Raw genomic sequence first — 24,520 nt, 5'->3', positions numbered from 1 at the left:
CGGATGTTACGCCGAGGATTTTTTATGAGAACTTCATTGATGTGATGGTGAACATCGACAGTATTGATAGCCCCTGTGAGTCGCCCCACGCGGGCGTGATGGTTCAGTCGTCGGATGGTACGGGTAGGGCGGATCGACGCTTCTACACTGATTAGCTGGATCACCACGACCGGCAGGTGACGCCTCTCATGACCCCATTCCCGTCTCGCCAGGAGGCCGCACCATGTATCAACTTTATGGACACCAGAATTCCGGCGCGGCGGCGATAGAAGCGGCGCTGGAGCTGTGCGAAATTCCTTATCGCTTCATCGACGTCGAGTTGTCCTCGGAGGCAGCCCAGGCACTGGAGAAGCTCAACCGGCTCAAGCAGATTCCAACGCTGCAGCTGCCCGATGGCAGCATCCTGACCGAAAGTGCGGCGATCCTGATTCATCTCGGGCTGACCTTTCCCAAGTCGAACCTGTTGCCGACACTGCCCGCCGACCGCGATCAGGCGATCCGCGGCCTCACGTACATCGTCAGCAATTGCTACGCAGCCATCGGCATCATCGATTACCCCGAACGCTGGCTGGCCGAGACGGATGAGGCGTCCAGGCAAAACCTCATGGCCGGCGCCCGCGCGCGATTGCACTGGAGCTGGGAGGTGTTTGCCGATCAGTTTTCCGGCGAGCTGTATCTGGGGGATGAGACGCCGGGCGCACTGGATGTGCTGGCGGCGGTGGTGTCGCGGTGGGCCGGCAGCCGTGAGCATTTACGCAACACCCGTCCCGGTTTTTTCGCGTGGCTGGAGCGCATCGACCGGCACCCGACACTGGCCCCGGTCTTCGCGCGGCATTGGCCAGTGTGAACACCGAATAACAACCTGCTCGCGATTGCGGTGTATCAGTCAGCCTATTCATTAACTGACATACCGCTATCGCGAGCAGGCTCACTCCTACATTTTGATCCAGGGTGTCTTCGGATTACTCGCCGCGGATGTACTGCTCCAGCTGGCGAATCAGTTCGGCCTGTTCGGCAATCGCTTCCTTGACCAGGTCGCCGATCGACAGCAAGCCAATCAACTTGCCGTTCTCCACCACCGGCAGGTGACGCAGGCGTCGGTCGGACATGATGCCCAGGCAGGTGTCGACGGTTTGATGGGTGTCCACGGTGATCACCGGGGACACCATGATGTCGCGCACCGGCGTGCCCACCGAAGAACGGCCATGCAGCACCAGTTTGCGTGCGTAATCACGTTCACTGATGATGCCCAGCACCTCGTCATTTTCCACCACCAGCAAGGCGCCGACGTTTTTCTCGGCCATCTTCATCAGCGCTTCCAGCACCATGTGATCAGGTTTGATCTGGTGCACTTCCTGATTCTTCTGATCTTTGAGCTTGAGCAGTTGGGCGACGGTTTTCATGGTGGCTTCTCGGGTGTTGTCGTTGTTCTTGAAGAATCGTAGACCCAAGCGCTGAGGGCAAGAGTGAAAGCGGCAGATAAGACTCAAAAAACGCCATTCAGCGGTATTTTTTCGGTAAACCGCGGTTAAACCCTATGAGAAAGTCGAAAGTGGCGCGCATGACCCGCTGCCCCTTGATGACGCGTAGAATTGCCGCCTGAATCAAATCGAGAGGTTGCAGTGGTGGATTTACAGCAGGGCTTCGTCCTGACCCGGCATTGGCGCGACACCCCGGCCGGCACGGAAGTCGAGTTCTGGCTGGCGACCGACAGTGGTCCCCGGCGCATCCGCCTGCCTCATCAGCCGTCGGTGGCGTTCATTCCAGCCGCCCAGCGCGAACAGGCGCAAGAGGTGCTGCGCGGCGAGAAAGACGTCGAACTAAAGCCCCTGGCCCTGCTGGATTTCGAGCATCGTCCGGTGCTCGGCCTGTATTGCCAGCAGCACGGTCAGTCGATGCGCCTGGAAACCGCGCTGCGCAAGGCCGGCGTCGAGATGTTCGAGGGCGACGTTCGCCCGCCCGAGCGCTACATGATGGAACGGTTCATCACCGCGCCAGTGATCTTTGGTGGGTCGCCCGATGCGCAAGGCCTGCTGCTCGACGCGCAGATGAAACCCGACCCGAAATACCGGCCCAACCTGCGGCTGGTCTCGCTGGATATCGAGACCACCGAACAGGGCGAGTTGTATTCCATTGCCCTGGAAGGCTGCGGCGAGCGCCAGGTGTACATGCTCGGGCTGCCCAATGGTGACGCCAGCGCGGTGGATTTCCAGCTTGAATACTGCGACTCGCGAACCGTGCTGCTGAAAAAACTCAACGAATGGTTTGCCCGCCACGACCCCGACGCGATCATCGGCTGGAACGTCGTGCAGTTCGACCTTCGCGTCCTCCACGAACACGCCCGACGCCTGGGCGTACCGCTCAAGCTTGGGCGCGGCGGCGAAGAAATGCAGTGGCGCGAACACGGCAGCCGCAACCATTACTTCGCGTCAGCCGCGGGGCGCCTGATCATCGACGGCATCGAATCCCTGCGCTCGGCAACCTGGAACTTCCCCTCGTTCAGCCTGGAGAACGTCGCGCAAACCTTGCTCGGTGAGGGCAAGGCGATCAGCACGCCGTACCAGCGCATGGACGAAATCAACCGCATGTTCGCCGAGGACAAACCGGCCCTCGCCACTTACAACCTCAAAGACTGTGAGCTGGTCACACGGATTTTCGCCAAGACCGAACTGCTGACCTTCTTGCTGGAGCGCGCCAGCGTCACCGGTTTGCCGGCGGACCGCAGCGGTGGTTCGGTGGCGGCGTTCACTCACCTGTACATGCCGCTGATGCACCGTCAGGGCTTTGTCGCGCCGAATCTGGGCGGCAAGTCACCGCAGGCCAGCCCCGGCGGTTTTGTCATGGACTCGCAGCCGGGCCTGTACGAATCGGTGCTGGTGCTCGACTACAAAAGCCTCTATCCGTCGATCATCCGCACCTTCCTGATCGACCCGGTGGGGCTGATCGAAGGCTTGCAGCATCCCGAAGACAGCGAGTCCGTGCCGGGTTTTCGCGGGGCACGTTTTTCACGAACCCGGCATTGCCTGCCGGCCATCGTCGCCCGGGTCGCCGAAGGCCGCGAAACCGCAAAACGCGAACACAACGCGCCACTGTCTCAGGCGCTGAAGATCATCATGAATGCCTTCTACGGCGTACTCGGCTCCAGCGGCTGCCGTTTCTTCGACACACGGCTGGCGTCGTCGATTACCTTGCGTGGCCACGAAATCATGCTGCGCACCCGGCAACTGATCGAGGCCCAGGGCCACACGGTGATCTACGGCGACACCGACTCCACCTTTGTCTGGCTGCGCCGCGCCCACGGTCAGGAGGAGGCCGCGCAGATTGGCCACGCGCTGGTCGACCACGTCAACCAGTGGTGGCGCGAACATGTGCATGCGGAATACGGGCTGGAAAGTGCCCTGGAATTACAGTTTGAAACCCACTACAAACGCTTTCTGATGCCGACCATCCGTGGCGCGGAGGAGGGCAGCAAGAAGCGTTACGCCGGCCTGGTGACCCGCGCCGATGGCACGGATGAAATGGTCTACAAAGGCCTGGAAACCGTGCGCACCGACTGGTCGCCACTGGCCCGGCAATTCCAGCAGGAGCTGTACTCGCGGATCTTCCACCGCAAGCCGTATCAGGACTACGTGCGCGATTACGTGCAAAAGACCCTGGCCGGCGAGTTCGATGATCGCCTGATCTACCGCAAGCGCCTGCGCCGTACCCTCGACGACTATGAGCGCAACGTGCCGCCCCACGTGCGTGCCGCGCGCATCGCCGATGACTTCAACGACCGCCAGGGCCGTCCGCGTCAGTACCAGAACGGCGGCTGGATCAGCTACGTGATCACCGTTGCCGGGCCCGAACCGCTGGAGATTCGCAGCGCCCCGATCGACTACGACCATTACGTCACCCGGCAACTGCAACCGGTGGCGGACGCGATCCTGCCGTTTGTCGACGATGACTTCTCAACCCTGATTGGTGGGCAAATGGGCCTGTTTTAAGTCCAGCAATGAAAGCGTCCAGTCATCCCGTATGCCGTGGAAATACTGTTCAAGGGCCTGGTCAAAGAGGCTGTTGTCCGGAGCGACCTGGGCAAACAGCGTCATTGAAGAGTGGAACTTGAGGTCATCGGGATGACCGAAAATCTCGGCGATCGAGCGCTGTTTGATGTTCAGGACCAATTGCGTGCACGTCCGCAATCGTGGACCCAGCAATGAATGCTGCAGATACGCCGCGGCTTCCTCTTTGGAGCGAATGGCAAAGTATCGGGACATTTCGCTGCCCCCCAACCCGGCAAGCTGCGGAAAGATGAACCACATCCAGTGACGGCGTTTTTGACCGGCACTCAGTTCTTCCTGAACCCACTCAAAGACCGGGTCTTGAGCCTGGACGAAACGTGGCAAGTTAAAAGCATCGAGCTGATCGGTGCTTCGCATGCAGAAACCCTCTGCCAATACGGCGATGGCTCAGACCATGGCCAATCGCTGTTTGTGTTGTGGCGCGTGAAACGCGTGGTCCAGCACCTCCAGATCCCCGGGTTCGAGCCGCACTTGCGCGGCTTGCGCATTCAATTTCACGTGTTCAGGTTTGACCGCTTTGGGGATGGCGATCACGCCGGGCTGCCGCAGGATCCATGCCAGCGCCACTTGAGCCGGTGTCACCCCGTGATGGGCGGCAATTTTTACCAGCGTCGGATGCGTCAGCATTTCACCGCCCTGGCCGATAGGGCAGTACGCCATCAACGGCAGCTGGTGTTGTTGGCTCCAGGGCAGCAAATCAAATTCGATGCCGCGCTCCTCCAGGTTGTAGAGCACCTGATTGGTGGCGCAGGTTGATGAGTGCAGTTCATGCAGGTCGTCCAAGTCGAAATTGGACACACCCCAACGGCCAATCTTGCCGTCTTCACGCAGGCGCTCGAAGGCTTCGACGGTTTCCTCCAAGGGGTACTGGCCGCGCCAGTGCAGCAGGTACAGATCGATGTAATCGGTTTTCAAGCGCCGCAGGCTGCGTTCGCACGCCTGGGGAATGCCTTGGCAACTGGCGTTGTGCGGGTAGACCTTGCTGACCACAAAGACCTGGTCACGCAGACCGCTGATGGCTTGCGCGACCACCTCCTCGGCGCCGCCTTCAGCGTACATTTCCGCGGTATCGATCAACGTCATGCCCAGCTCGATGCCCTGGCGCAGGGCCGAGACTTCTTTAGCGCGCGCCGAATGATCTTCACCCATGTGCCAGGTGCCCTGGCCAATGACCGGTACGTTGACGCCGGCCAGTTCAAGGAACCGCATGAAAACCTCCTGTGTGCAACACGGTGGATACCTAGTTGGCAGCAAAATAACCCGGTGGTTCCCTCCAGCGCCATCTTCCAGGTAAAAGCGAACATGACGAGATATCACCTTTGGGCAGGCAGGCGCCTTCGCTCACGGACCACCGGCACTGCACTTTTTTGGTATTGACGGCTCTATCCTTGGGCAGCCGGCGGCGATCCCCACCGCTGGCCCATGCCCAAGTTCAAGAACCCATGGCTCGAGTGTTACCCCGCATCACCCCACCGATCCGCCGCCGCTGCTTGTTTCTGGCTGGCTTGGCGATGTTCTTTGTCAGCGGTTGCAGCCAGCAACAGGGCAATGACATTGTCAGCCAGTTCCGCGAAGGCCGTCCCCAGGAATTTCTGCAGACCAGCGTCGACCGCATGGCCACGCTGACGATGCGTGACAACCTCGACAGCCTCTATTTGCTGATGAGCAAGCTTTACCTGCGCAACCCCGAGGAGCTGAAAAAATCCGGCTTCCTCGATGCCCGAACCGCCGGGAAGCAAGTGCGCATGGCCATCGAGCAGCAACAGCCACTGCCCACCCTCGGTGGCAAAAAAGACCTGGCGGCGCTCAGGTTTGCCATGAGCCCGGAGTTTCTCGGTGACCGGGTCGGTGCTTTCATCTATGCCATCGGCAGCATGCTGGTAACCGCTCACGGCAATCGCCTGGAGTTCTACATGACGGACGCGATCAACCCGACGTTCGTCAACAACGCCGCGCGCAACATCGAGATCGCCACGTGGATTCTCAGCCAGCGGCAAAATAAACAAGGCGAACCCTTGCTGTTCTCCAACGAGATCTCGGAGGAGGGCAGCAACCTGAGTTTCGCCGTGGAGTTCGGCAAGATCGTTGCCCGGCTGGATTTGCTGACGCAGATGCTCGACGAACGCTACCGGCGCATCGGCTTGAATTATGCGCAGAGCCTGCTGTTCCTGAATTTCCTGCCGGTGCAATAAACCCCGACACAGCGCCTACAGGGGAATGGATGTTGTTATGTCTTGGATATAACGATAGTTCGCATCGATATAAGTGGTTATAAGAAAAATCGCTATGCTGCGGGCCAGATTTCTTCTGCGGTCTTTGTGGACGTCTCAATGGATTTAGTGAACATCGGGTTGATCGTTGCCGGGTTGGTGGTTGGCTTTATTGTCGGCATGACGGGCGTCGGTGGTGGGTCGTTGATGACCCCGATTCTGCTGTGGTTCGGCATCAACCCCGCGACAGCGGTCGGTACCGATTTGCTCTACGCGGCGATCACCAAATCCAGTGGCGTGCTGGTCCACCGGAAAAACAACAACATCGACTGGGCGATTACCGGCTGGCTGACCCTTGGCAGCGTGCCGGCGGTGGCGTTGACGCTGTGGTTCCTGAGCAGCTTGCACACCGCGCCTGAAACCATGAATGCCATCATCAAGCAGGCACTGGGGTTCGTCCTGTTTGCCACGGCATTGGCGATTCTGTTCAAGAAGCGCCTGCTCGATTTCGCTCACAAGCGCGCCGGTGGCAACTACAACCCCAGTGGCAAACGCCTCAACGGCATGACGGTGATCACCGGCCTGGTGCTGGGCACCATGGTTGCGCTGACGTCCATCGGTGCGGGCGCCCTGGGCACCGTGGCCCTGTTTATCCTGTATCCGCTGCTGCCGACCCGTCGCCTCGTCGGGACCGAAATCGCCCACGCGGTGCCGTTGACACTGGTCGCCGGGCTTGGCCATGCGAGCATGGGCAACATGGACTGGCACGTGCTGGGATTCTTGTTGATCGGCTCGCTGCCGGGGATCTGGTTGGGCAGTCATTTGACCGGCAAGATTTCCGATGAAGTGCTGCGCCCTTGCCTGGCGACGATGTTGATGCTGATCGGTTACAAACTGGCGTTCTGATTCCGATTGAATCACCCCGCTGCTTATCTGCGATGAGATTAGCCCCGTCTGTTGCGCAATGACCGCCCTGACCTAAGCTTGGGTCAAGGCGAAACACAATTGCGGTGCGTCACCCGGAACGAACGCCGCGATGCGCAATCATTAGAGCGTGGTTATCAAAAGGAGATGCGCATGCTCATCAGGTTTTTGACCCTGACAACCTTGCTGGCTTTCGCCGGTCCCTTATTCGCAACCGAAAGTGATTCACCGCTGGATACCGACAAAGGCCGGTTCCGGCCCTTGATTGTCATTGCACCCAGCACCGTCGATCCGGTCTGGGTCGGGCTGAAAAAGTCACTGGACGATCCGGCCAACAAGGACGGGATCGCCCAACGCAAAATCCGGGTGTATAGCGTGCTGAATATGTTCGGCCAGCGCGACGGCGAGGACCTCGGTCAGCAGGACACCATGGCGCTGATTCGCTCCCTGAAACTCGGTGCGGGGGCGTTGCCCAAAGTGATCCTGATCGGCAAGGACGGCGAGAAGAAGCTTGAGAGTTCGGGGGCTGAGTCAAAATCGGTCGATTTGAAGAAAGTGTTCGACACCATCGATGCCCTGCCAGCAGCCGAAAAAGAAGCCACCGCGCCGCCGGTAGTGACCCCACCTGCCGAGGCTGAGCCGGTCAAAGGCGCTAAAGGGGCCAAGGCCACCAAGAATGGCAAACTGGCCAAACCAACCAAGCCCCCTGAAATGCCGGATGACTGACACCCCACCGACCCTGTAGCAGCTGGCGCAGCCTGCGTCCGGCTGCGCAGCAGTCGTAAACCCTGAGTACGCGGTCTTCCTGAAACACCGCACCGCTTGATTTCACGACTGCTTCGCAGCCGGACGCAGGCTGCGCCAGCTGCAGGGTGTGGTTACCAGTTATAGCGATACCCGACCGTCACCGCCCACGGCTGCTCGATGTCGCTGCCATGGGTGTAGCCCACTTCCGCAAAGAAGCTGTGTTTGTCCGCCGCCTTCACCGCAACGCCCGCGCCAATCTCGGCGCGTGAACCCGGCAAACGGCTGTACAGACATCATCGCGTCCTGTTCGACATCCGGGCCATTGCTGGCGGTGTAACGCCCACCGCTGATGCGCGCAACTTGCAATCCCGCCTGCGGTTCGACAAACCAGCCCTGACTCAAATCGAAAGCCTTGCCGACTGGAGCTATCAGCACTGACCGCGTGGTGGACAGGCTAAAAAGCGGGCGATCCTACCCGGGTTGTAGGTGGTGGGGATGTAATCTCGAAGGGACGTCCTCGGACGCAGTGCGCTGGCCTGCACAGGCGTCGGACATTTCCTGCGAGACGTATCGTACTCCATGAACTGGTGCGCCAACCCACCTACCGATACCTTTGTCGGGCCGCTGCAAAATCAGCGGTCGGATGTGGAAGTCCGGTGGTTACCGAGAGAGCATGTGCCTCTAAACACCTGTTGGCTTTTTTTTTATGCCAACATTGTTGCTTATGGCGGCTGTGCGCAGGAGCACGATTGCGTGCACTGGGTTTCTCTCGGTATCCCGGACTTCCAAACCTGCGTACAGCTGCCACCCTCTCTGTGGAAGTGAGATCGGCAGTTTTCTTAAATTACCGAGGTTCTTCGCACATGAAAAAATTAAGTCCCAATCCCCCTTATCCCCGGCCGATTCAGATCCTGTCGATGCCGTTCCACTTTCCGAAATCACCGAGCCTGCCGTCAGCGCTCGCTTGCGAAACCCCAGTCATACCGACCCGATCAGCCACGTATTCACGATCACTCCCGGCGTCGATTCCACAACTCTGCTAAGCCATGCCTGCGAAACTCTGGCATCACTGAATGTCCTGATTACAGATCTGGCCTGCAAACTGGAAGGCTCAAAGCGTAACGTCGCGCTCTCGATTCAGCAGTTGGCGGTCATTGCCGAGTTGTTGGTGAACCAGGCGCTGGATAACGTTGATCCACCCGAAGGTGCGCCTGTCGTTCAGCCACCGATACGGCATTGAGAGAGGAGATCACTGATGGCCAGATATATGCCGATTACGGGCATCGATTGCCAAGTTGCGTCGTTGCTGATTGATACGGATGCGCCGGTGGATGTGTTGCATGACACTGCGGCCTATCGCATTCGTAGCGTGAGCCAACAGCTGGAAACCTTGTCCGTGGGCGAGGGGATGGGCCGTGATGCTCTGTTGCTTCAGGATTTTGCGCGGGTGTTGGCGATTCCGCTGTGTGACGGTTGTGATTTGATGGACGTGATCGGGCGACGATTGCAGTCGCAGTAACAACAATGGGCGATCCAGGTGATCGCCCATTTTTTTTGCGTGTGAAGTATCCGCCTTCACGGGCTTCGGAAAATTCCTTCAAGTTGTGTCGCACTTGATGAACTGGTGTCTGTCAGCCCGCACCGCTAGCCTTCATGGATGTCCGCGACATTGAAGGACCCAAGGATGAAAACACCCGTGAAAAAGGAGCCTCGCCTGTGAAAAAGTTCAGCAAGCCTCAAGGAGACACCCCTGACAATACCAATCATCCCGCGTCTGTGAAGCTGTGTGGCACCGCCGACGTGGCGGTCATTCCACGCCCCAGGCCTGTTTCCTCGCCCCAGCCTATATTCACCATTGCCCCCGGCGTCGACACGCGGACGCTACTCAAACAAGCTTGCGATACCCTCGCGTCGTTGACGGCCCTGCTTGAGAACTTTGCCGCCAAACTGGAAGGGCCGAACCGCGGTGAAATATTTTCGATCCAGCAGTTGGCGATGGTCGCCGAGTTGTTGGTGAACCAGGTGCGGGAAAACCTTGCGGCGGACAGGGAGGCGTCTGCCGGTGAGCCAGAGACCCGGCATTAAGCAGGCGTAAGAACGAAAATGGGTGACCTCAAAGGGTCACCCATTTTTTGTTTTGTAGCCGCTGTCGAGCTCCGGCGAGGCTGCGTTCGGCTGCGAAGCAGTCGTAAAATCAGGCAACGCGGTGTTTCAGAAAGACCGCGTGTGCAGGGTTTACGACTGCTACAGAGCCGAACGCAACCTCGCTGGAGCTCGATAGCGGCTACAGAGGGCTCGTGTTGCTTCCGGTTATTCGCTCAGGGCATTCAATATCGTGTGGGCAATTTTGATCCGTTCCGGGTTCGGGTAGTTTTTGTTGGCCAGGATCACGATGCCGATGTCCTTCGAGGGCACAAACGCAACGTAGGCACCGAAGCCGCCCGTGGAGCCGGTTTTGTTGAGCAGCACGTTTTGCGGTGGCTGCTGCGGCGGGTTCAACCACTTGACCTCGTGAGCTTCCATTGCCATCTCGGTCGAGTTGCCGGCGAGCAGCCGATCCAGCGTGACCGGATAAGGGTAGAACTCCCAACCCAGCCCCTGTGTCATTTGACCCACCGTGTAATAACCGGTGTGAGTGGTGGCGATGGCTTGCTGCAATGGCTTTTCCAGTCCTGCCGGTTTCATGTTCGCTTCAACATATCGAATCAGGTCCGAGGCACTGGTTTTCACGCCGTAGGCTTCGGAATCCAGCGCGCCCGGCTCGACACGTACCGGCTTGTCGTCCTTGTTGTAACCCTGAGCGTAAAGCCCCATCTGCGCTGGCGGGACCTTGAGGTAGGTGTGCTTGAGGCCCAGTTTTGGCAGCAAGGTTTTTTCCATCAGGTCATCGAACGGCTGGCCCATGCTGTGGGCGGCAAGATAACCGAACAGCCCTATGCTTGGGTTCGAATACAGGCGATGGGTGCCAGCAGGGTAAACCGGTGTCCATCGCTTGAAGTAATCGAGCATCGTGTCGGCATGGTCAGCGTCGTCGGGGAATTGCAGCGGCAACCCGCCAGCGGTGTAAGTGCCCAATTGCAACACACTGATGCGATCGAACGCACTGCCTCGCAATGCCGGCAAAACGGTACTGGCAGTATCGGACAGGGACAGTTTGCCGTTGGCCTGCGCATACCCGGCCAGCGTGGCGGCGAAAGTTTTACTGACCGAACCGATTTCGAACAAGGTGTCCTGGCTGACCGGTTTGCGATTCTCTTTAGAGGCCACGCCGTAATTAAAGTAATGCTGCTGACCGTTCTGGGTGATCGCGACGGCAAGGCCGGCGATGTTCTGTTGCTGAATCACGGGGCCGACGGCGGCGTTGACCACAGATTCGAGTTGTTGGTCGGACGGGGGCGCGGCAATACAGGATGCCGCGCCGAGGATAAGGGCGAAAGCACCATAGGATGCAAGCCTTGGCAATTTGTTTGTGTACATGTCAGATCCACTCTTCATGAGTTGTGTCGATGGTAACCCGCTACACTCCATGCGCTCTTGCAAATCGGGTTGCCTGATAGGCGAGCCAAATCTAGGCAGTACGCCTAGCGTCGACAAACGACGATATTTCGGGTGAGCCATTAGAAAAACTATGGAGTTGGCATGATTCGTCCTCACTTGCCGCTGAATGCGTTGCGCGCTTTCGAGGCCTCCGCACGCCATTTGAGTTTTACTCGGGCGGCGGTGGAGCTGTTCGTTACGCCTGCGGCGGTGAGTCATCAAGTCAAAAGCCTTGAAGCCCAACTCAACGTAACACTGTTCAAACGCTTGCCACGCGGGTTAATGCTGACCAGTGAGGGTGAAACCTTGCTGCCGGTCCTGCGCGAGTCTTTTGACCGAATCGCCGAAACGCTTGAGCGGTTCGAAGGCGGGCACTATCGGGATGTGTTGACTGTCGGGGCGGTGGGTACGTTCGCGGTCGGGTGGTTATTGCCGCGGCTGGCGGACTTCCAGGAGAAACATCCGTTCATAGATTTACGGCTGTCGACCCATAACAATCGGGTGGACGTGGCCGCTGAAGGGCTGGATTACGCGATTCGCTTTGGCGCTGGCGCCTGGCACGGGATTGACGCGCTGCGGTTGATCGAAGCGCCGCTGTCGGTGCTGTGCGTTCCCGAACTGGCCCGACAGTTAAGCGAGCCTCAGGATCTTTTGAAACAAACGTTGTTACGTTCCTACCGGACAGACGAGTGGCCTGAGTGGTTTCTGGCTTGCGGGTTACCGCCCAATACGGCACCCACCAGGAATATTGTGTTCGACTCTTCGCTGGCGATGATGGAAGCCGCGCTTCAAGGTGCCGGCATTGCATTGGCGCCGCCGCTGATGTTTTCCCGTCAACTGGCGGCGGGTGCCATCGAGCAACCGTTCGCCATCGGCATCACCACTGGCAGCTACTGGCTCACCCGCTTGCAATCCCGCCCCGAAACGGCGGCGATGTCGGCGTTCAAGGAGTGGCTACTGCAAGCGTGCGAAACGCCACCCTTGTAGGAGTGAGCCTGCTCGCGATAACGGAATGTCAGGCGGCATCAATGTTGAATGTGCCGGCCTCTTCGTCGGAACGCCGCCCGGAGCAGGCTCACTCCTGCAAGGAGTACAGCGGCAGAAGTCAGCGCACCAGGCACGGCCGTTTGTTATCGAATTTCCAGCCGGGGATCAGAAACTGCATCGCCACGCTGTCATCTCGCGCCCCCAGTCCCATGCCTTTGTACAGTTCATGGGCCTTGGCCAATTGGTCCATGTCCAGTTCAACCCCTAGCCCCGGCTTCTTCGGCACCTGCACACAACCACCGACGATTTGCAGTGGGGCTTTGGTCAAGCGCTGGCCATCCTGCCAGATCCAGTGAGTGTCGATGGCGGTGATGTCGCCCGGCGCAGCCGCCGCGACGTGGGTGAACATGGCCAGGGAAATATCGAAGTGGTTGTTCGAGTGCGAACCCCAGGTCAGGCCCCATTCATGGCACATCTGCGCCACGCGAACCGAACCTTGCATGGTCCAGAAATGCGGGTCTGCCAGCGGAATGTCCACCGATTGCAACTGAATGGCGTGGCCCATTTCCCGCCAGTCGGTGGCGATCATGTTGGTCGCGGTTTTCAGTCCGGTGGCACGGCGGAACTCGGCCATGACCTCCCGGCCGGAGTAACCGTTTTCCGCGCCGCACGGGTCTTCGGCGTAGGCCAGAACATGATGCTGATCGCGGCACAAGCGAATGGCTTCCTTGAGTGACCACGCGCCATTCGGATCGAGCGTGATGCGCGCATCCGGAAAGCGTTCGGCCAGTGCGGTGACGGCTTCGATTTCTTCATCACCACCGAGCACGCCGCCCTTGAGTTTAAAGTCTTTGAAACCGTAGCGGGTGTGAGCGGCCTCAGCCAGACGAACCACCGCGTCAGCGGTCATGGCTTGCTCATGGCGCACACGGAACCAGTCGTTATCGGCGTCCGGTTCGCTGCGGTAGGCCAGGTCTGTCTGCTGGCGATCACCCACGTAAAACAGGTAACCGAGCATCTTCACTTCGTCACGTTGCTGGCCTTCGCCGAGCAGGGCGGCGACCGGTACGTCCAGGTGCTGGCCGAGCAAGTCGAGCAGGGCGGCCTCAAGCCCCGTAACGGCGTGAATGGTGATCCGCAGGTCAAACGTCTGCAAACCGCGCCCGCCGGCGTCGCGATCGGCAAAGGTCTGGCGCACCTGGTTGAGAATCTTCTGATACGTGCCGATCGGGCTGCCAACCACCAGCGCGCGGGCGTCTTCCAGTGTCTGGCGAATACGCTCGCCACCCGGTACTTCACCGACCCCGGTGTGACCGGCGTTGTCCTTGAGGATCACGATATTGCGGGTGAAAAACGGACCATGGGCGCCGCTCAGGTTGAGCAGCATGCCATCGTGGCCGGCCACTGGAACCACCTCCATGCTGGTGATGATCGGGGCTTTTGCGCAGTCTTGTGGGTGCATTTTCTTGTCCTTATAAACAACGGATCAGGCGTGGTTGGGCGTTGGTTTGCCCAGCGCAGCGGCCGGTGCGGTTTTGGGTGTGTTGCGTGCGGCAAAGACAATGATTGCGGCGATGATCGAGGTCGCGGCCAACCCGTACAGGCCGCCCTGAATCGAACCGGTGTGCTCCTCCAGCAGACCGAAGGTGGTCGGCGCCACGAACCCGCCGAGGTTGCCCACCGAGTTGATCAACGCGATCACGCCAGCGGCGATCCGCGCATCCAGATACGCCTGGGGGATCGGCCAGAACAGCGACGAAGCGGACTTGAAACCCAGTGCCGCAAAGCAGATTGCAACAAAGGCAAAGATCGGCCCGCCCGTGGTCGACATGAACATCCCGGCGGCGGCAATCAACAGCGCAGCAGCCACCCAGGCTTGCTGGTGTTTCCATTTGGCGGACAGCGAAGCGAAGGCATACATGCCGATAATCGACAGCAGCCAAGGGATCGAGTTGAACAGCCCGACCTGAATGTCGCTGAGGTCGCCCATCTTCTTGATGATGCTCGGCAGCCAGAAGGTCGCGGCATAGATGGTCAGCTGAATGAAGAAGTAGATCAGGCAGAACAGAATGATCTGGCGATCCTTGAGCAGTTTGCCCAACGACGGTTTGATCGGCGTCGCGGCTTCGCGGGCCAGCTGTTCGTTTTCGATGGCGTTGACCAGCGCATCCTGTTCTTCGCGGCTCAGCCATTTGGCGTCGTGGGGTTTGGAGTCCAGCCAGAACCAGACGAACACGCACAGCCCGACGGAAAACATCCCTTCAATGAAGTACATCCACTGCCAGCCGTGCAACCCGAAACCGTCGAGTTGCAGAAGCAACCCGGACAGCGGGCCGGAGATCAGCGAGGCCACTGCCGAGCCACTGAGAAAGATCGCGATCGCCTTGCCGCGCTCAACCCCTGGCAACCAGCGCGTGAAGTAATAAATCACCCCCGGAAAGAACCCGGCCTCGGCCACGCCCAGCAGGAATCGCAGGATGTAGAAGTGGGTTTCGTTCTGGATGAACGCCATGCCGGCGGCCACCAGGCCCCAGGTCAGCATGATGCGGGTCAGCCAGATTCGTGCGCCGACTTTTTGCAGGAGGATGTTGGAAGGGACTTCGAACAGCGCGTAACCGATGAAGAACAGCCCGGCCCCGAGACCGTAGGCGGCAGCGCCGATCCCCAGGTCGTGTTCCATATGGGCGCGGACGAAGCCGATGTTCACACGGTCGATGTAGTTGACGATGAACATGATGACGAACAACGGCAGGACATGGCGTTTCACTTTTGAGATGGCGGACTTCAGGACCGAATCGGCACCGTCGTGCATCCCTGATACGGATGTATTCACTTGGTTTCTCCCACTGATTATTTTTATGCGGGGTGTTGCGTTGTTGATAGACATCATACAACTGCGTTTTTTTAATGCGCAAGGGGTGATGTCCAACGAAATGGTGAGATTTAAGCGATTTGTTATGCTTTTTCTGGTGTCGCCTGGCGGGCTTCTTACCTGGAATGGGCACGATTGTTGAGTGTTGTCATACAAGTTGGGTGCTGTTTTCTGAAGATCCCAATCCCGCGCGGTGCTACGATTCCGTTAGCCCCGTTTCCGGATCATCGCCATGCAACCTGACCTCGATACGCCAGCCCCAAGGCGCAGCCACAACCTCGCTCACGACCTGGTCGCCAAGCTGACCCAGAGCATCTTGCTGGGCCAGATGTTGCCGGGGGACAAGCTGCCGTCAGAAAACTCGATCGTTCAGGCACACGGCGTCAGTCGCACCGTGGTGCGTGAGGCGATCTCGAAATTGCAGGCGTCGGGGCTGGTGGAAACCCGTCACGGCATCGGCACGTTTGTCATCGAACGCGCGCCGGAGCAAGGCTTGCGGCTGAATGTCGATACCGCGCTGGGAGTGCGCAGCATTCTGGAGTTGCGCATGGGCCTGGAAACCCAGGCCGCGGCGCTGGCGGCGACGCGTCGCACGGAGCTGCAATTGGCGCAAATGCGTGAAGCGCTGGACGATTATCAGAGCTTGCTGGCCAACAACGACAGTTGCGTCGAGGCCGACAAGCGCTTCCACCTGTTGATCGCCGAAGCCACCGGCAATGTGTGTTTCACCGACATCATGCAGCACTTGGGCAGTGCGATGATCCCGCGCACCCGCGTCAATGCCGCCGAGCGCGGAGCGGCGGATCTGAGCAAGCTGGGGCAACTCGCCAACCTCGAACACGAGGCGATTCTCAACGCCATCAAGCGTCAGGATCCGGACGCGGCGCGGGCGGCGATGTGGTTGCACCTGACCAACAGCCGCGACCGCTTTTCCGCAGGCGGCGCCTGAGTCGCCGCTTGGGTCATGACCGGGCGGGACTCGCCGCGATTCCCGTAGGCCGGCGCTCCAGATTCAGCGCCAGCACACTGATCAACACCACGAGGGCACCGACGCCGACCGTCAGCGTTGGCTGTTCGCCCAAGGCATAGGCCGCCATGGCCATCGCCGTCGGCGGGATCAGGTACAGCGTCATGCTGGCGCGGCTCAAGTCCACGTGCGCCAGCACAAACGCCCAGGCCAGATAAGCCAGCGCACTGGGAAACACGCCCAACGCCATCACCGCCCACTGCACATGCGCCGGTGCGCCGACGACCTCGCTGGCCAGTCCCGGCAGGTAGATCAGGAGCAGCGCCGTGCCCGACCACACCGTGTAACACACCAGCGTCAGACCGTCGTAGCGCCCGGTTTGATGCTTCTGCAAGGCGAAGTAAAAACTCCACGACACCGCTGCCAGCAGGATCAGCCATCCGTGAGCGTCGACGCTGCCCAGTCCGCGATCACCGGCCACCACAATCACCACGCCGACCAGTCCCGCCACGATGCAACCCCAGCGCCAGCAGCTGACCCGGTCCTTGAACACAAAGCGCGCCAGTAACGTGCTGAACAACGGCGTCGATTGCGCCAGCACGCTGGAGGCGCCAGCGCTGACATGCTGTTGCCCGATGTTGAGCACGACGTGATGCAGGCTCACCGCGAAAAAACCGAGCACCATCAGCAGCGGCAGGTCGCGAAGCCTGGGCAGACTGATGCCTTTGAACGCGGCAATGACCGCCATGAACGCCGAGGCAATCAGAAACCTCAGCAGGGCCAGATGGCCGGGGTCGTAGGCCTGCAAGCCGATATGAATGCCCGTTGGCGAATAACCCCAGCAGGCGATGACAAAGGCCATCGCCAGGATGATTTTGAGTGGCGAGTGGGCGGGGCGGGTGAGTGGCTTCATGGTGGGGCACCTTGGGTGTATGTGCCGAGTATCTGAAGCCGAACAGCTCACCACAACTGACGTATACTGCGTCGACTGTTCACTTTTGGTGATGATTATGGAGCTGGCGCAGATTCGCATGTTCAAGACTGTGGCCGACGTCGGCAGCATCGCTCGGGCCGCCGAGTTGCTGCATTGCGTGCCGTCCAATATCACGGCGCGGATCAAGGCGCTGGAGACGGAGTTGGGCGTGGCGCTGTTTCTGCGTGAGGGCCGGGGGCTGCGCATCAGCCCGGCGGGGCAGACATTTTTGTCTTACGCCTCGAAAATCCTCGCGCTGACCGTTGAAGCCAAACGCGCACTGGACCCGTCCGCTGACCCTTCCGGGCCGCTGCGCATCGGCGCCATCGAGTCCTCGGCCACCGGCCGGCTACCGCGCCTGCTGGCGAAATTCCACAAGCGCTATCCCGCGGTTGCGCTGGAACTGACCACCGGCACCTGGGGCCAACTGCTGGATGACACACTTAACCATCGGCTCGACGGTGCGATTGTCGCGGTGGATGTCGAACGCTCCCAACTCAAGCGCACGCCGATGTACCGCGAAGAGCTGTTGCTGATTGCCTCGACATCGTTGGGGCCGGTGCGTGGCATCGCGGATTTGCAGGACAAGACCGTATTCATGTGGCCCCAGGGCTGTCCGTACCGGGCGGCGCTGGAACATTGGTTGCTGCGTCAGGGGCAGGCGCTGCCGATTGTCAGCCTGGCCAGTTATGGCGCGATTGTCGGGTGCGTCAGCGCGGGAGCCGGCGTCGCGTTGGTGCCTAAAGGGGTGTTTGATCAGTACGCCAAAGGGGCAGGGTGTGCTGGGTTTGAGTTTCCGGAGCTGACGGCCGTCGACAACCTGTTTTACTGGCATGAAAACGCCGGGGTTCACCCGGCGCGGGAGGCGTTTGTGGCGATGTTGCGCGAGGAGTTCGCGTGATCCACAGGGTTACGCGGTGATTGCGCAGACATCCCGCATCAACAACCCGAACCTCAGATCCACCGCATCCGGAATCGGCACATACACCGTATGCCCATCCCCCGGTGCCACTTCAATGGATTCACCTCTGACGTTGTGCAGTTGATGCAAATCGAAATGAAAGTTGCCCTTGGGCGTCATCAGTTCCAGATGATCCCCCAGCGCAAACCGGTTCTTCACCTTGATCTCCGCCATCCGGTCACGCCGCTCACCGGTCAACTCCCCGACAAACTGCTGTCGCTCGGACACCGAACTGCCGTGCTGATAATTCTGGTATTCGTCATGCACATGCCGACGCAAAAAGCCTTCGGTGTAGCCACGCTGTGCCAATGACTCCAGATCGGTCATCAGGCTGCGGTCGAACTCACGCCCGGCGACGGCATCGTCGATGGCCTGCCGATACACCTGCGTGGTGCGTGCGCAATAGAAGTGGGATTTGGTCCGGCCCTCGATCTTCAGCGAATGCACGCCCATGTGCGTCAGACGCTCGACATGCTGCACGGCGCGCAGGTCCTTGGCATTCATGATGTAAGTGCCGTGCTCGTCCTCGAAGGCGGGCATCAACTCATCCGGCCGATTGGCCTCCTGCAACAGGAACACCTGGTCGGTGGGCGCGCCGATGCCCAGGGTCGGTTCGGGCTGATACTGTTGGACGATCTCGCCCAGCTGGTTTTCCGTGGCCTCCTGCGCTGAATATTTCCAGCGGCAGGCATTGGTGCAACTGCCTTGATTGGCATCGCGTTTGTTCATGTAGCCCGACAGCAGGCAGCGCCCGGAATACGCCATGCACAACGCGCCGTGGACAAACACCTCCAGTTCCATCGCCGGCACTTGCTGGCGGATTTCGCCGATTTCTTCCAGGGACAGTTCCCGCGACAGGATGATCCGGCTCAAGCCCTGTTGCTGCCAGAACTCGACACTCGCCCAGTTCACTGTGTTGGCCTGCACCGAGAGATGAATCGGCATCTGCGGGAAGTGCCGGCGCACCAGCATGATCAAGCCCGGATCGGACATGATCAGCGCGTCCGGCGCCATGGCGATCACCGGCGCCAGGTCCTTGAGGAAGGTCTTGAGCTTGGCGTTGTGCGGCGCAATGTTCACCACCACGTAAAAACGCTTGCCCTGGGCCTGGGCTTCCTGGATGCCGAGGGCGAGGTTGGCGTGATCGAATTCGTTATTGCGCACCCGCAAGCTGTAGCGCGGTTGGCCGGCGTACACCGCATCGGCGCCGTAAGCGAAGGCATAACGCATGTTTTTCAGGGTGCCAGCGGGGGCGAGCAATTCGGGGGCAAGAAGAGTCATGGCGGGGGCAGTCGCAAAAACCGTGGAGGGTAAGCGCGTTGCCGGCGGCGTTCATTGATCTGGATCTATGCTTGATGAACAAACGGATGGCACTCGCGCGAACCGTGGCGGACTAAGCAATAAGGACGGCTCTTCATTTCAGGAGTCTGAGTCCCTGCGCACTGACACGGATCGGACATGAACGAAGAAACCGTAAAAAACAAATCACTGGTGATCTTGCTGGGGCTGGTGACTGCCGCGTTTATCTGGATTTTGTTGCCGTTCTACGGCGCGGTGTTCTGGGCGGTGATCCTCGGCATCCTCTTTGCGCCGATGCAACGTCGACTGCAATTGAAGCTGGGCTGGGAGCGCAACCTGACGTCGCTGCTGACGCTGAGTATCAGCCTGCTGATTGCGATCCTGCCGGTGATCGTCCTCAGTTTCTTCCTCGTTCAGGAAGGCGCGATGCTGTACAAAAACATCGAAAGCGGAGAATTGGACATTGCGGGGTACGTGTCGCACTTCAAGCACAGCTTGCCGCCGTACTTCCAGCACCTGCTTGACCGGTTCGGCATAGGAGAGCTGGACGGGGTGCGCGAGAAAATCATCAAGAGCGCGGTGACGGGTAATGAGTATTTCGCCACTCAGGTGTTCAGTTTCGGCCAGGGCACGTTTGATTTTGTGGTGAGTTTTTTCATCATGCTCTACCTGCTGTATTTCTTTCTGCGTGACGGCGCCGAGCTGGCACGCAAAGTTCGCGCGGCCGTGCCGTTGGAGGAGCACCAGAAGCGTCGGTTGCAACTCAAGTTCAATCGCGTGGTGCGGGCGACGGTGAAGGGCAACCTGCTGGTGGCGATCACCCAGGGCGCCTTGGGTGGTTTGATTTTCTGGTTTCTGGACATCCCGAGCGCATTGCTCTGGGCGGTGCTGATGGCGTTTCTGTCGCTGTTGCCAGCGGTGGGGGCGGGAATCATCTGGGCGCCGGTAGCGGCGTTTTTCCTGCTCAGCGGGGCGATGTGGCAGGGCGTGGTGCTGGGCTTGTACGGGGTTTTTGTGATCGGCCTGGTGGATAACGTGCTGCGACCGATCCTGGTGGGCAAGGACACCAAGATGCCGGATTACCTGATCCTTATCTCGACCCTCGGCGGTCTCGCGATCTTTGGCCTCAACGGCTTCGTCATCGGGCCGCTGATCGCGGCCCTGTTCATGTCGAGCTGGGCCATCTTCATTGAAACCAAACCGAAAGTGCAGTTGCCTTAGGCGCTGAGTCGGCCTTGGCCGATACGGTGCGACAAGGCCTGGGCGGCGGGCAGCGAAGTGAGTGGGCCGCTGATCGCTTCACCGTCCTGCATCAGGTACCAACAGGCGAGCAATCCCAGCTCTCTGAGCGGTGCGGGAACGGCGCTGCCAACAACGGACATGATCTGAACCTGGGACATAAGTACCTCCATCAATCGATGGAGTTACCTTACGGACCCAGCGCTGAAACGGACAATCAACGCTTTCGATAGTCGTCATTGATGCCGATGAGTATCGGCCTCACTCGACCACCAGATCCAGCATGTGAATCACTTCCTGCTCGTTGAGCAGGCCTTTGCGCACCAGGTTTTCGGCCAGCAGCGAAAGGAACTTGGCGCTGCGATGGCCTTCCAGGTGCTTGAGTTCGGTCAAGGCGTCATACACCTTGCTGGAAGTGCACAAACCGACATTGCGGTGCGGGTTTTGCGTGGGCATAAGGTCGTCCTTGTTGTTATCAACCTGTTATTTGCGGACAGGTCCAAGCTTGCGGACCTGACATGACATAAATATGACCGTTTGGCGCAAGGCGAGGGCGGGTCGAGTCAATCTTGCCAACTTGCGCCGCCGACGCTGTCTCCACAGCGACCTTGACGCGATTTATCCAGACGTTCGCCGACGAACGGTCACAAAAAAGCCCCGCTGTTGAGGCAGGGCCTGGTGAGGGTGTTACCAGTGGCCATAACCGCGGGGAGGGCCGTAGTAACCGCGCGGCGCGTAGTAACCACGTGGCGGGCCATAGTAAACCGGTGGTGGCCCGTAATAGACCGGCTGTTGCACGTAGACCGGTGCCGGCTGGTAATAAACCGGTGGTGGTTGTTGTACATAAACCGGCGCTGGCTGGTAAACCGGTTGAGGTTGTACATAGACCGGCCGATTGGCATTAATCAGGGCCGAACCGACGATGGCCGTACCCACCAGCGCGCCAAAGACCGCTGGTCCTTGCCAGCAATTACCACAACCACCGCCATGGGCTTGTGCCTGCCCTGCGACAGCGAGTGCGCCGATCAGCAAGGCAACTGTGGGGATTTTACGGATCATGATAATTCCTCGGTTCTTCGACCCGGCGCTTGCGTCTGCAATAGACCCAAGCGTTGTCGCGGGGATACTTCTAAGACAGCATTTTTTCCAAAATCAGCACAGCAAATAGGTAAATTTTGTGTAAGGTCTGTACCGGTTTCCTGACGGTTCGCACCCGTGCCCACCGCCATGCCGTTATGATCGAACAGACCCGATGGAATGGCTAATCCCGTCCATCTGAAAGTGCTTTAGAAGGAGAAAGTTTCATGCAGATGAACCCCAACCGAGACACCCAACTGTGCATGTCGCTGTCCGGGCGCCCAGGCAACTTCGGCCTGCGCTTTCACAATCATCTGTACGAACAATTAGGCCTGAATTTCTACTACAAGGCCTTCAGCAGCCAGGATCTGCCCGGCGCCGTGGGCGGTATTCGCGCTTTGGGCATTCGTGGTTGCGGCGTGTCGATGCCATTCAAGGAAGCGTGCATTGCGCTGGTGGATGAGTTGGATGCCTCGGCGGCGGCCATTCAGTCGATCAATACCATCGTCAACACTGACGGCCACTTAAAGGCCTACAACACCGATTACATTGCCATCGAGCAACTGCTCAAGACCCACGAAGTGCCCAAGGATTCGACCTTCGCCCTGCGCGGCAGCGGCGGCATGGCCAAGGCCGTGGCCAGCGCATTGCGCGACGGCGGGTACCAAAACGGCTTGATCGTCGCCCGCAATGAGCGCGCCGGCCGTGCCCTGGCGGAGTCGCTGGGTTATCAGTGGCAAGCGCAATTGGGGGCTCAGCGTCCGCAAATGCTGATCAACGTCACGCCAATTGGCATGACGGGTGGCCCGGAGGCCGATCAACTGGCGTTTGATGCTGAAACCATTGCCGCTGCCGAGACTGTCTTCGATGTGGTAGCCATTCCCTCGGAAACACCGCTGATCGTGCGCGGTCGTGCTGAAGGCAAACGGGTGATTACCGGGCTGGAAGTGGTCGCCATCCAGGCACTGGAGCAATTTGTGCTGTACACCGGCATCCGGCCGACCGATGAGCAATTTCACAAAGCCGTGGAATTTGCCCGCAGCTAGGACCCGCAGCCAGGAGGAATCCCCATGCATCCGCGCATTCTCAATCTGAGCCAGGTCGACCTTGAACCGTTGCCCGAAGCCATGGCGCCCACCGGCGATACGGCGGGCCGTTACCAGCAGCGAATGGCCCGTGTCGGTCAGCATTTGGGCGCGCAGAAGCTGGGGTATCGGCTGTACGTGCTGGAACCGGGCATGCGCGGCAGTCCGTTTCACAGCCATCGGGTCAATGAGGAGATGTTTTACGTCGTGGCCGGGGAAGGGGAGGTACGCCTCGGCGCCGAACGTTTCCCGATCCGCGCGGGCGACGTGATTGCCTGCCCGCCGGGAGGTCCGGAGGCGGCGCACCAGATTATCAACACCAGCCGCGGGGAACTGCGCTATCTGGCGGTCAGCACCCAGCAATCGCCGGAGATTTGCGAATATCCCGATTCCGGCAAATACGCGGTGATGGACGACTTTCACGTAGATGCCGAGGGCAATGCCTCAGGCTTCGTCGCCATCGCCCGACCGGGCGACGGTGTGGATTACTGGGACGGCGAGTAACACTCAGGCTAACAAGCATCCTGTAGCAGCTGACGAGCAGCGCGAGGCTGCGTTCGGTGCGGGCTGCGTTCGGATGAAGCCGTCGCAAACCCGGCATCGGGTTTTATCAGGCAAACCGCGGACGCAGCCTCGCGTTGCTCGTCAGCTGCTACAGGGAGCGGGAGGGTTATTCGAGGCGGGCCAGACGTTCTTCGAGTGCGGCAATGCGCGCTTCGAGCTCTTCGATCCTTTCTACCGATACTCCACCAGAAGCCCCACGTTCCACCGGATTCTGCCGCGCCGCCAGGATAACCTCGATATCCGCCGGGTCACCCAGCGCATGCATGTACCGGTCTTCCCGCTGCCCGGCCTGCTTCGGGATCAACAACGCCAACCCTCGCGCAATCAAACGCTCCAGCTGATGCACCACCTGTTCGGTGTCTTCAAATTCATGCATGCGCCCGCTGCGGGTCAGCAATTCATTGACCGTCTGCGGACCGCGCAGGAACAACAACCCCGTCAGAATCACCTGGGCCGGCACCAGTTCCAGCGCCTTGTCGACCTTGTGCTCCCAGCGATCCGCGCGGCTGCCCATCACCAGTTTGGCGAAACCGCGTCCTTCCAGCGCCCGAAGGCTCTGGCCGACCTGGCCCTGGGTCAGGTTCATCACCGGTTCGCGGCTGGTTTTCTGGTTACACGCGATGACCAGGGCATTGAGGGTCAGCGGATAGGTTTCCGGGCTGGTGGCCTGTTTTTCGATCAACGAGCCCAGAATGCGGATTTCCGTGCTGTTAAGCCGTGGCTCGTCGAAGGTCGTTTCTTGCTCAATGCTCATGGTCTGCATCCTTACCCGATTCATGTTTTTCACGTGCGTGGATGCACTTTAGATTGGCAAGCGCCAATGGCAACTGAATTCGTCGTAGCTGCTAGGCTGTGATGACGAAACATAGATGAAATATTAACGACATTTTTACAATCTGGCGGGCACCGTATGCGTGCTCGCGCGACCCTGTGTGCGAGCCCTGAAAGGCGCTGTAGCCGCGGGCTGCAGCGTTCCGAACCACTGATCCATGCATCGAGTCAATCGGTGTGCGC

25 protein-coding genes and 2 pseudogenes are annotated in these 24,520 nt (G+C 59.5%); 14 read left to right on the top strand and 13 right to left on the bottom strand.

Annotation, left to right across the window (positions count from 1 at the left end; genetic code table 11):
• The first annotated feature begins 223 nt into the window (after positions 1–223).
• The gene (locus D882_RS0123040) at positions 224–847 is read left to right on the top strand and encodes a glutathione S-transferase N-terminal domain-containing protein (RefSeq protein WP_027925419.1); all 624 of its coding nucleotides are present in this window, start codon (positions 224–226) and stop codon (positions 845–847) included.
• A gap of 115 nt (positions 848–962) precedes the next feature.
• Here the strand turns inward: D882_RS0123040 and D882_RS0123035 are convergent, their stop codons facing one another.
• Complete coding sequence (locus D882_RS0123035; RefSeq protein ID WP_007944798.1) at positions 963–1,403, bottom strand: CBS domain-containing protein; 441 nt, start codon at positions 1,401–1,403, stop codon at positions 963–965.
• A 222-nt stretch (positions 1,404–1,625) separates the two neighbouring features.
• Between D882_RS0123035 and D882_RS0123030 the strand changes: the two genes are divergently transcribed.
• The gene (locus tag D882_RS0123030) at positions 1,626–3,986 is read left to right on the top strand and encodes a DNA polymerase II (RefSeq protein WP_177327623.1); all 2,361 of its coding nucleotides are present in this window, start codon (positions 1,626–1,628) and stop codon (positions 3,984–3,986) included.
• On the opposite strand, the gene D882_RS0123025 is transcribed toward D882_RS0123030, so the two are convergent.
• On the bottom strand, positions 3,951–4,421 hold the full coding sequence (locus tag D882_RS0123025) for a DUF1810 domain-containing protein (protein ID WP_027925417.1): 471 nt from the start codon (positions 4,419–4,421) through the stop codon (positions 3,951–3,953). The genes D882_RS0123030 and D882_RS0123025 overlap by 36 nt on opposite strands.
• A gap of 30 nt (positions 4,422–4,451) precedes the next feature.
• On the bottom strand, positions 4,452–5,273 hold the full coding sequence (locus tag D882_RS0123020) for an aldo/keto reductase (protein WP_027925416.1): 822 nt from the start codon (positions 5,271–5,273) through the stop codon (positions 4,452–4,454).
• A 233-nt stretch (positions 5,274–5,506) separates the two neighbouring features.
• On the opposite strand from D882_RS0123020, the gene D882_RS0123015 reads away from it, so the two are divergent.
• The 3 genes from D882_RS0123015 (at position 5,507) to D882_RS0123005 (ending at position 7,924) form a co-directional block, all read left to right on the top strand.
• Entirely contained in the window at positions 5,507–6,256 is a 750-nt protein-coding gene (locus tag D882_RS0123015; protein ID WP_027925415.1) for a hypothetical protein, read from the top strand.
• A 138-nt stretch (positions 6,257–6,394) separates the two neighbouring features.
• Positions 6,395–7,180 (top strand): sulfite exporter TauE/SafE family protein, encoded by a 786-nt coding sequence (locus D882_RS0123010; protein ID WP_027925414.1) that lies wholly within the window; start codon positions 6,395–6,397, stop codon positions 7,178–7,180.
• Positions 7,181–7,351: 171 nt separating this feature from the next.
• Positions 7,352–7,924 (top strand): DUF4174 domain-containing protein, encoded by a 573-nt coding sequence (locus tag D882_RS0123005; protein ID WP_027925413.1) that lies wholly within the window; start codon positions 7,352–7,354, stop codon positions 7,922–7,924.
• A 152-nt stretch (positions 7,925–8,076) separates the two neighbouring features.
• Here the strand turns inward: D882_RS0123005 and D882_RS1000000132735 are convergent.
• Positions 8,077–8,380: pseudogene (locus D882_RS1000000132735) on the bottom strand (autotransporter outer membrane beta-barrel domain-containing protein).
• A gap of 428 nt (positions 8,381–8,808) precedes the next feature.
• On the opposite strand from D882_RS1000000132735, the pseudogene D882_RS01000000131360 reads away from it, so the two are divergent.
• From D882_RS01000000131360 to D882_RS0122985, 3 genes and pseudogenes are all read left to right on the top strand, one after another.
• Positions 8,809–9,185: pseudogene (locus D882_RS01000000131360) on the top strand (DUF6124 family protein).
• A 15-nt stretch (positions 9,186–9,200) separates the two neighbouring features.
• Positions 9,201–9,464, top strand: a complete 264-nt coding sequence (locus tag D882_RS0122990; RefSeq protein WP_027925411.1) for a hypothetical protein — start codon at positions 9,201–9,203, stop codon at positions 9,462–9,464.
• Between the two features lie 197 nt (positions 9,465–9,661).
• Positions 9,662–10,030: a DUF6124 family protein gene (locus D882_RS0122985; RefSeq protein ID WP_027925410.1), complete on the top strand. Its 369-nt coding sequence runs from the start codon at positions 9,662–9,664 to the stop codon at positions 10,028–10,030.
• A gap of 225 nt (positions 10,031–10,255) precedes the next feature.
• On the opposite strand, the gene ampC is transcribed toward D882_RS0122985, so the two are convergent.
• Complete coding sequence (gene ampC, locus D882_RS0122980) at positions 10,256–11,422, bottom strand: class C beta-lactamase (protein WP_027925409.1); 1,167 nt, start codon at positions 11,420–11,422, stop codon at positions 10,256–10,258.
• A gap of 162 nt (positions 11,423–11,584) precedes the next feature.
• Here ampC and D882_RS0122975 point away from each other — a divergent pair, with 162 nt between their 5' ends.
• Positions 11,585–12,469 (top strand): LysR family transcriptional regulator, encoded by an 885-nt coding sequence (locus D882_RS0122975; protein WP_027925408.1) that lies wholly within the window; start codon positions 11,585–11,587, stop codon positions 12,467–12,469.
• Positions 12,470–12,587: 118 nt separating this feature from the next.
• Here D882_RS0122975 and gudD read toward each other — a convergent pair whose 3' ends face one another.
• Together gudD and D882_RS0122965 are read right to left on the bottom strand one after the other, a co-directional pair.
• A complete protein-coding gene (gene gudD, locus D882_RS0122970; RefSeq protein ID WP_027925407.1) occupies positions 12,588–13,931 on the bottom strand; it encodes a glucarate dehydratase in 1,344 nt (447 codons plus the stop codon).
• Between the two features lie 24 nt (positions 13,932–13,955).
• Positions 13,956–15,302 carry an MFS transporter gene (locus D882_RS0122965; protein WP_027925406.1) on the bottom strand — a complete coding sequence of 449 codons (1,347 nt, stop codon included), beginning with the start codon at positions 15,300–15,302 and terminating at the stop codon, positions 13,956–13,958.
• Between the two features lie 271 nt (positions 15,303–15,573).
• On the opposite strand from D882_RS0122965, the gene D882_RS0122955 reads away from it, so the two are divergent.
• On the top strand, positions 15,574–16,290 hold the full coding sequence (locus D882_RS0122955; protein ID WP_027925405.1) for a FadR/GntR family transcriptional regulator: 717 nt from the start codon (positions 15,574–15,576) through the stop codon (positions 16,288–16,290).
• A 13-nt stretch (positions 16,291–16,303) separates the two neighbouring features.
• Here D882_RS0122955 and D882_RS0122950 read toward each other — a convergent pair whose 3' ends face one another.
• Positions 16,304–17,221 carry a DMT family transporter gene (locus tag D882_RS0122950; protein WP_027925404.1) on the bottom strand — a complete coding sequence of 306 codons (918 nt, stop codon included), beginning with the start codon at positions 17,219–17,221 and terminating at the stop codon, positions 16,304–16,306.
• Between the two features lie 97 nt (positions 17,222–17,318).
• On the opposite strand from D882_RS0122950, the gene D882_RS0122945 reads away from it, so the two are divergent.
• Positions 17,319–18,182 carry a LysR substrate-binding domain-containing protein gene (locus D882_RS0122945; protein WP_027925403.1) on the top strand — a complete coding sequence of 288 codons (864 nt, stop codon included), beginning with the start codon at positions 17,319–17,321 and terminating at the stop codon, positions 18,180–18,182.
• Positions 18,183–18,191: 9 nt separating this feature from the next.
• Here D882_RS0122945 and yegQ read toward each other — a convergent pair whose 3' ends face one another.
• The gene (gene yegQ / locus D882_RS0122940) at positions 18,192–19,523 is read right to left on the bottom strand and encodes a tRNA 5-hydroxyuridine modification protein YegQ (protein ID WP_027925402.1); all 1,332 of its coding nucleotides are present in this window, start codon (positions 19,521–19,523) and stop codon (positions 18,192–18,194) included.
• 177 nt (positions 19,524–19,700) lie between these two features.
• Here yegQ and D882_RS0122935 point away from each other — a divergent pair, with 177 nt between their 5' ends.
• Positions 19,701–20,762 (top strand): AI-2E family transporter, encoded by a 1,062-nt coding sequence (locus D882_RS0122935; RefSeq protein ID WP_027925401.1) that lies wholly within the window; start codon positions 19,701–19,703, stop codon positions 20,760–20,762.
• On the opposite strand, the gene D882_RS0122930 is transcribed toward D882_RS0122935, so the two are convergent.
• The 3 genes from D882_RS0122930 to D882_RS0122920 form a co-directional block, all read right to left on the bottom strand.
• Complete coding sequence (locus D882_RS0122930; protein ID WP_027925400.1) at positions 20,759–20,941, bottom strand: hypothetical protein; 183 nt, start codon at positions 20,939–20,941, stop codon at positions 20,759–20,761. The genes D882_RS0122935 and D882_RS0122930 overlap by 4 nt on opposite strands.
• 100 nt (positions 20,942–21,041) lie before the next feature.
• A complete protein-coding gene (locus D882_RS0122925; protein ID WP_027925399.1) occupies positions 21,042–21,236 on the bottom strand; it encodes a hypothetical protein in 195 nt (64 codons plus the stop codon).
• A gap of 231 nt (positions 21,237–21,467) precedes the next feature.
• Complete coding sequence (locus tag D882_RS0122920; protein ID WP_027925398.1) at positions 21,468–21,839, bottom strand: hypothetical protein; 372 nt, start codon at positions 21,837–21,839, stop codon at positions 21,468–21,470.
• 245 nt (positions 21,840–22,084) lie between these two features.
• Here D882_RS0122920 and D882_RS0122915 point away from each other — a divergent pair, with 245 nt between their 5' ends.
• Entirely contained in the window at positions 22,085–22,903 is an 819-nt protein-coding gene (locus tag D882_RS0122915; RefSeq protein ID WP_027925397.1) for a shikimate 5-dehydrogenase, read from the top strand.
• Between the two features lie 24 nt (positions 22,904–22,927).
• The gene (locus tag D882_RS0122910) at positions 22,928–23,446 is read left to right on the top strand and encodes a cupin domain-containing protein (RefSeq protein ID WP_027925396.1); all 519 of its coding nucleotides are present in this window, start codon (positions 22,928–22,930) and stop codon (positions 23,444–23,446) included.
• Positions 23,447–23,612: 166 nt separating this feature from the next.
• On the opposite strand, the gene D882_RS0122905 is transcribed toward D882_RS0122910, so the two are convergent.
• Positions 23,613–24,260 (bottom strand): YceH family protein, encoded by a 648-nt coding sequence (locus D882_RS0122905; protein WP_027925395.1) that lies wholly within the window; start codon positions 24,258–24,260, stop codon positions 23,613–23,615.
• Positions 24,261–24,520 lie beyond the last annotated feature (260 nt).

The organism is Pseudomonas sp. URMO17WK12:I12 (assembly GCF_000514395.1).
Taxonomy (GTDB): domain Bacteria; phylum Pseudomonadota; class Gammaproteobacteria; order Pseudomonadales; family Pseudomonadaceae; genus Aquipseudomonas; species Aquipseudomonas mucoides.
This window is presented reverse-complemented; position numbering and strand designations above follow the sequence as displayed.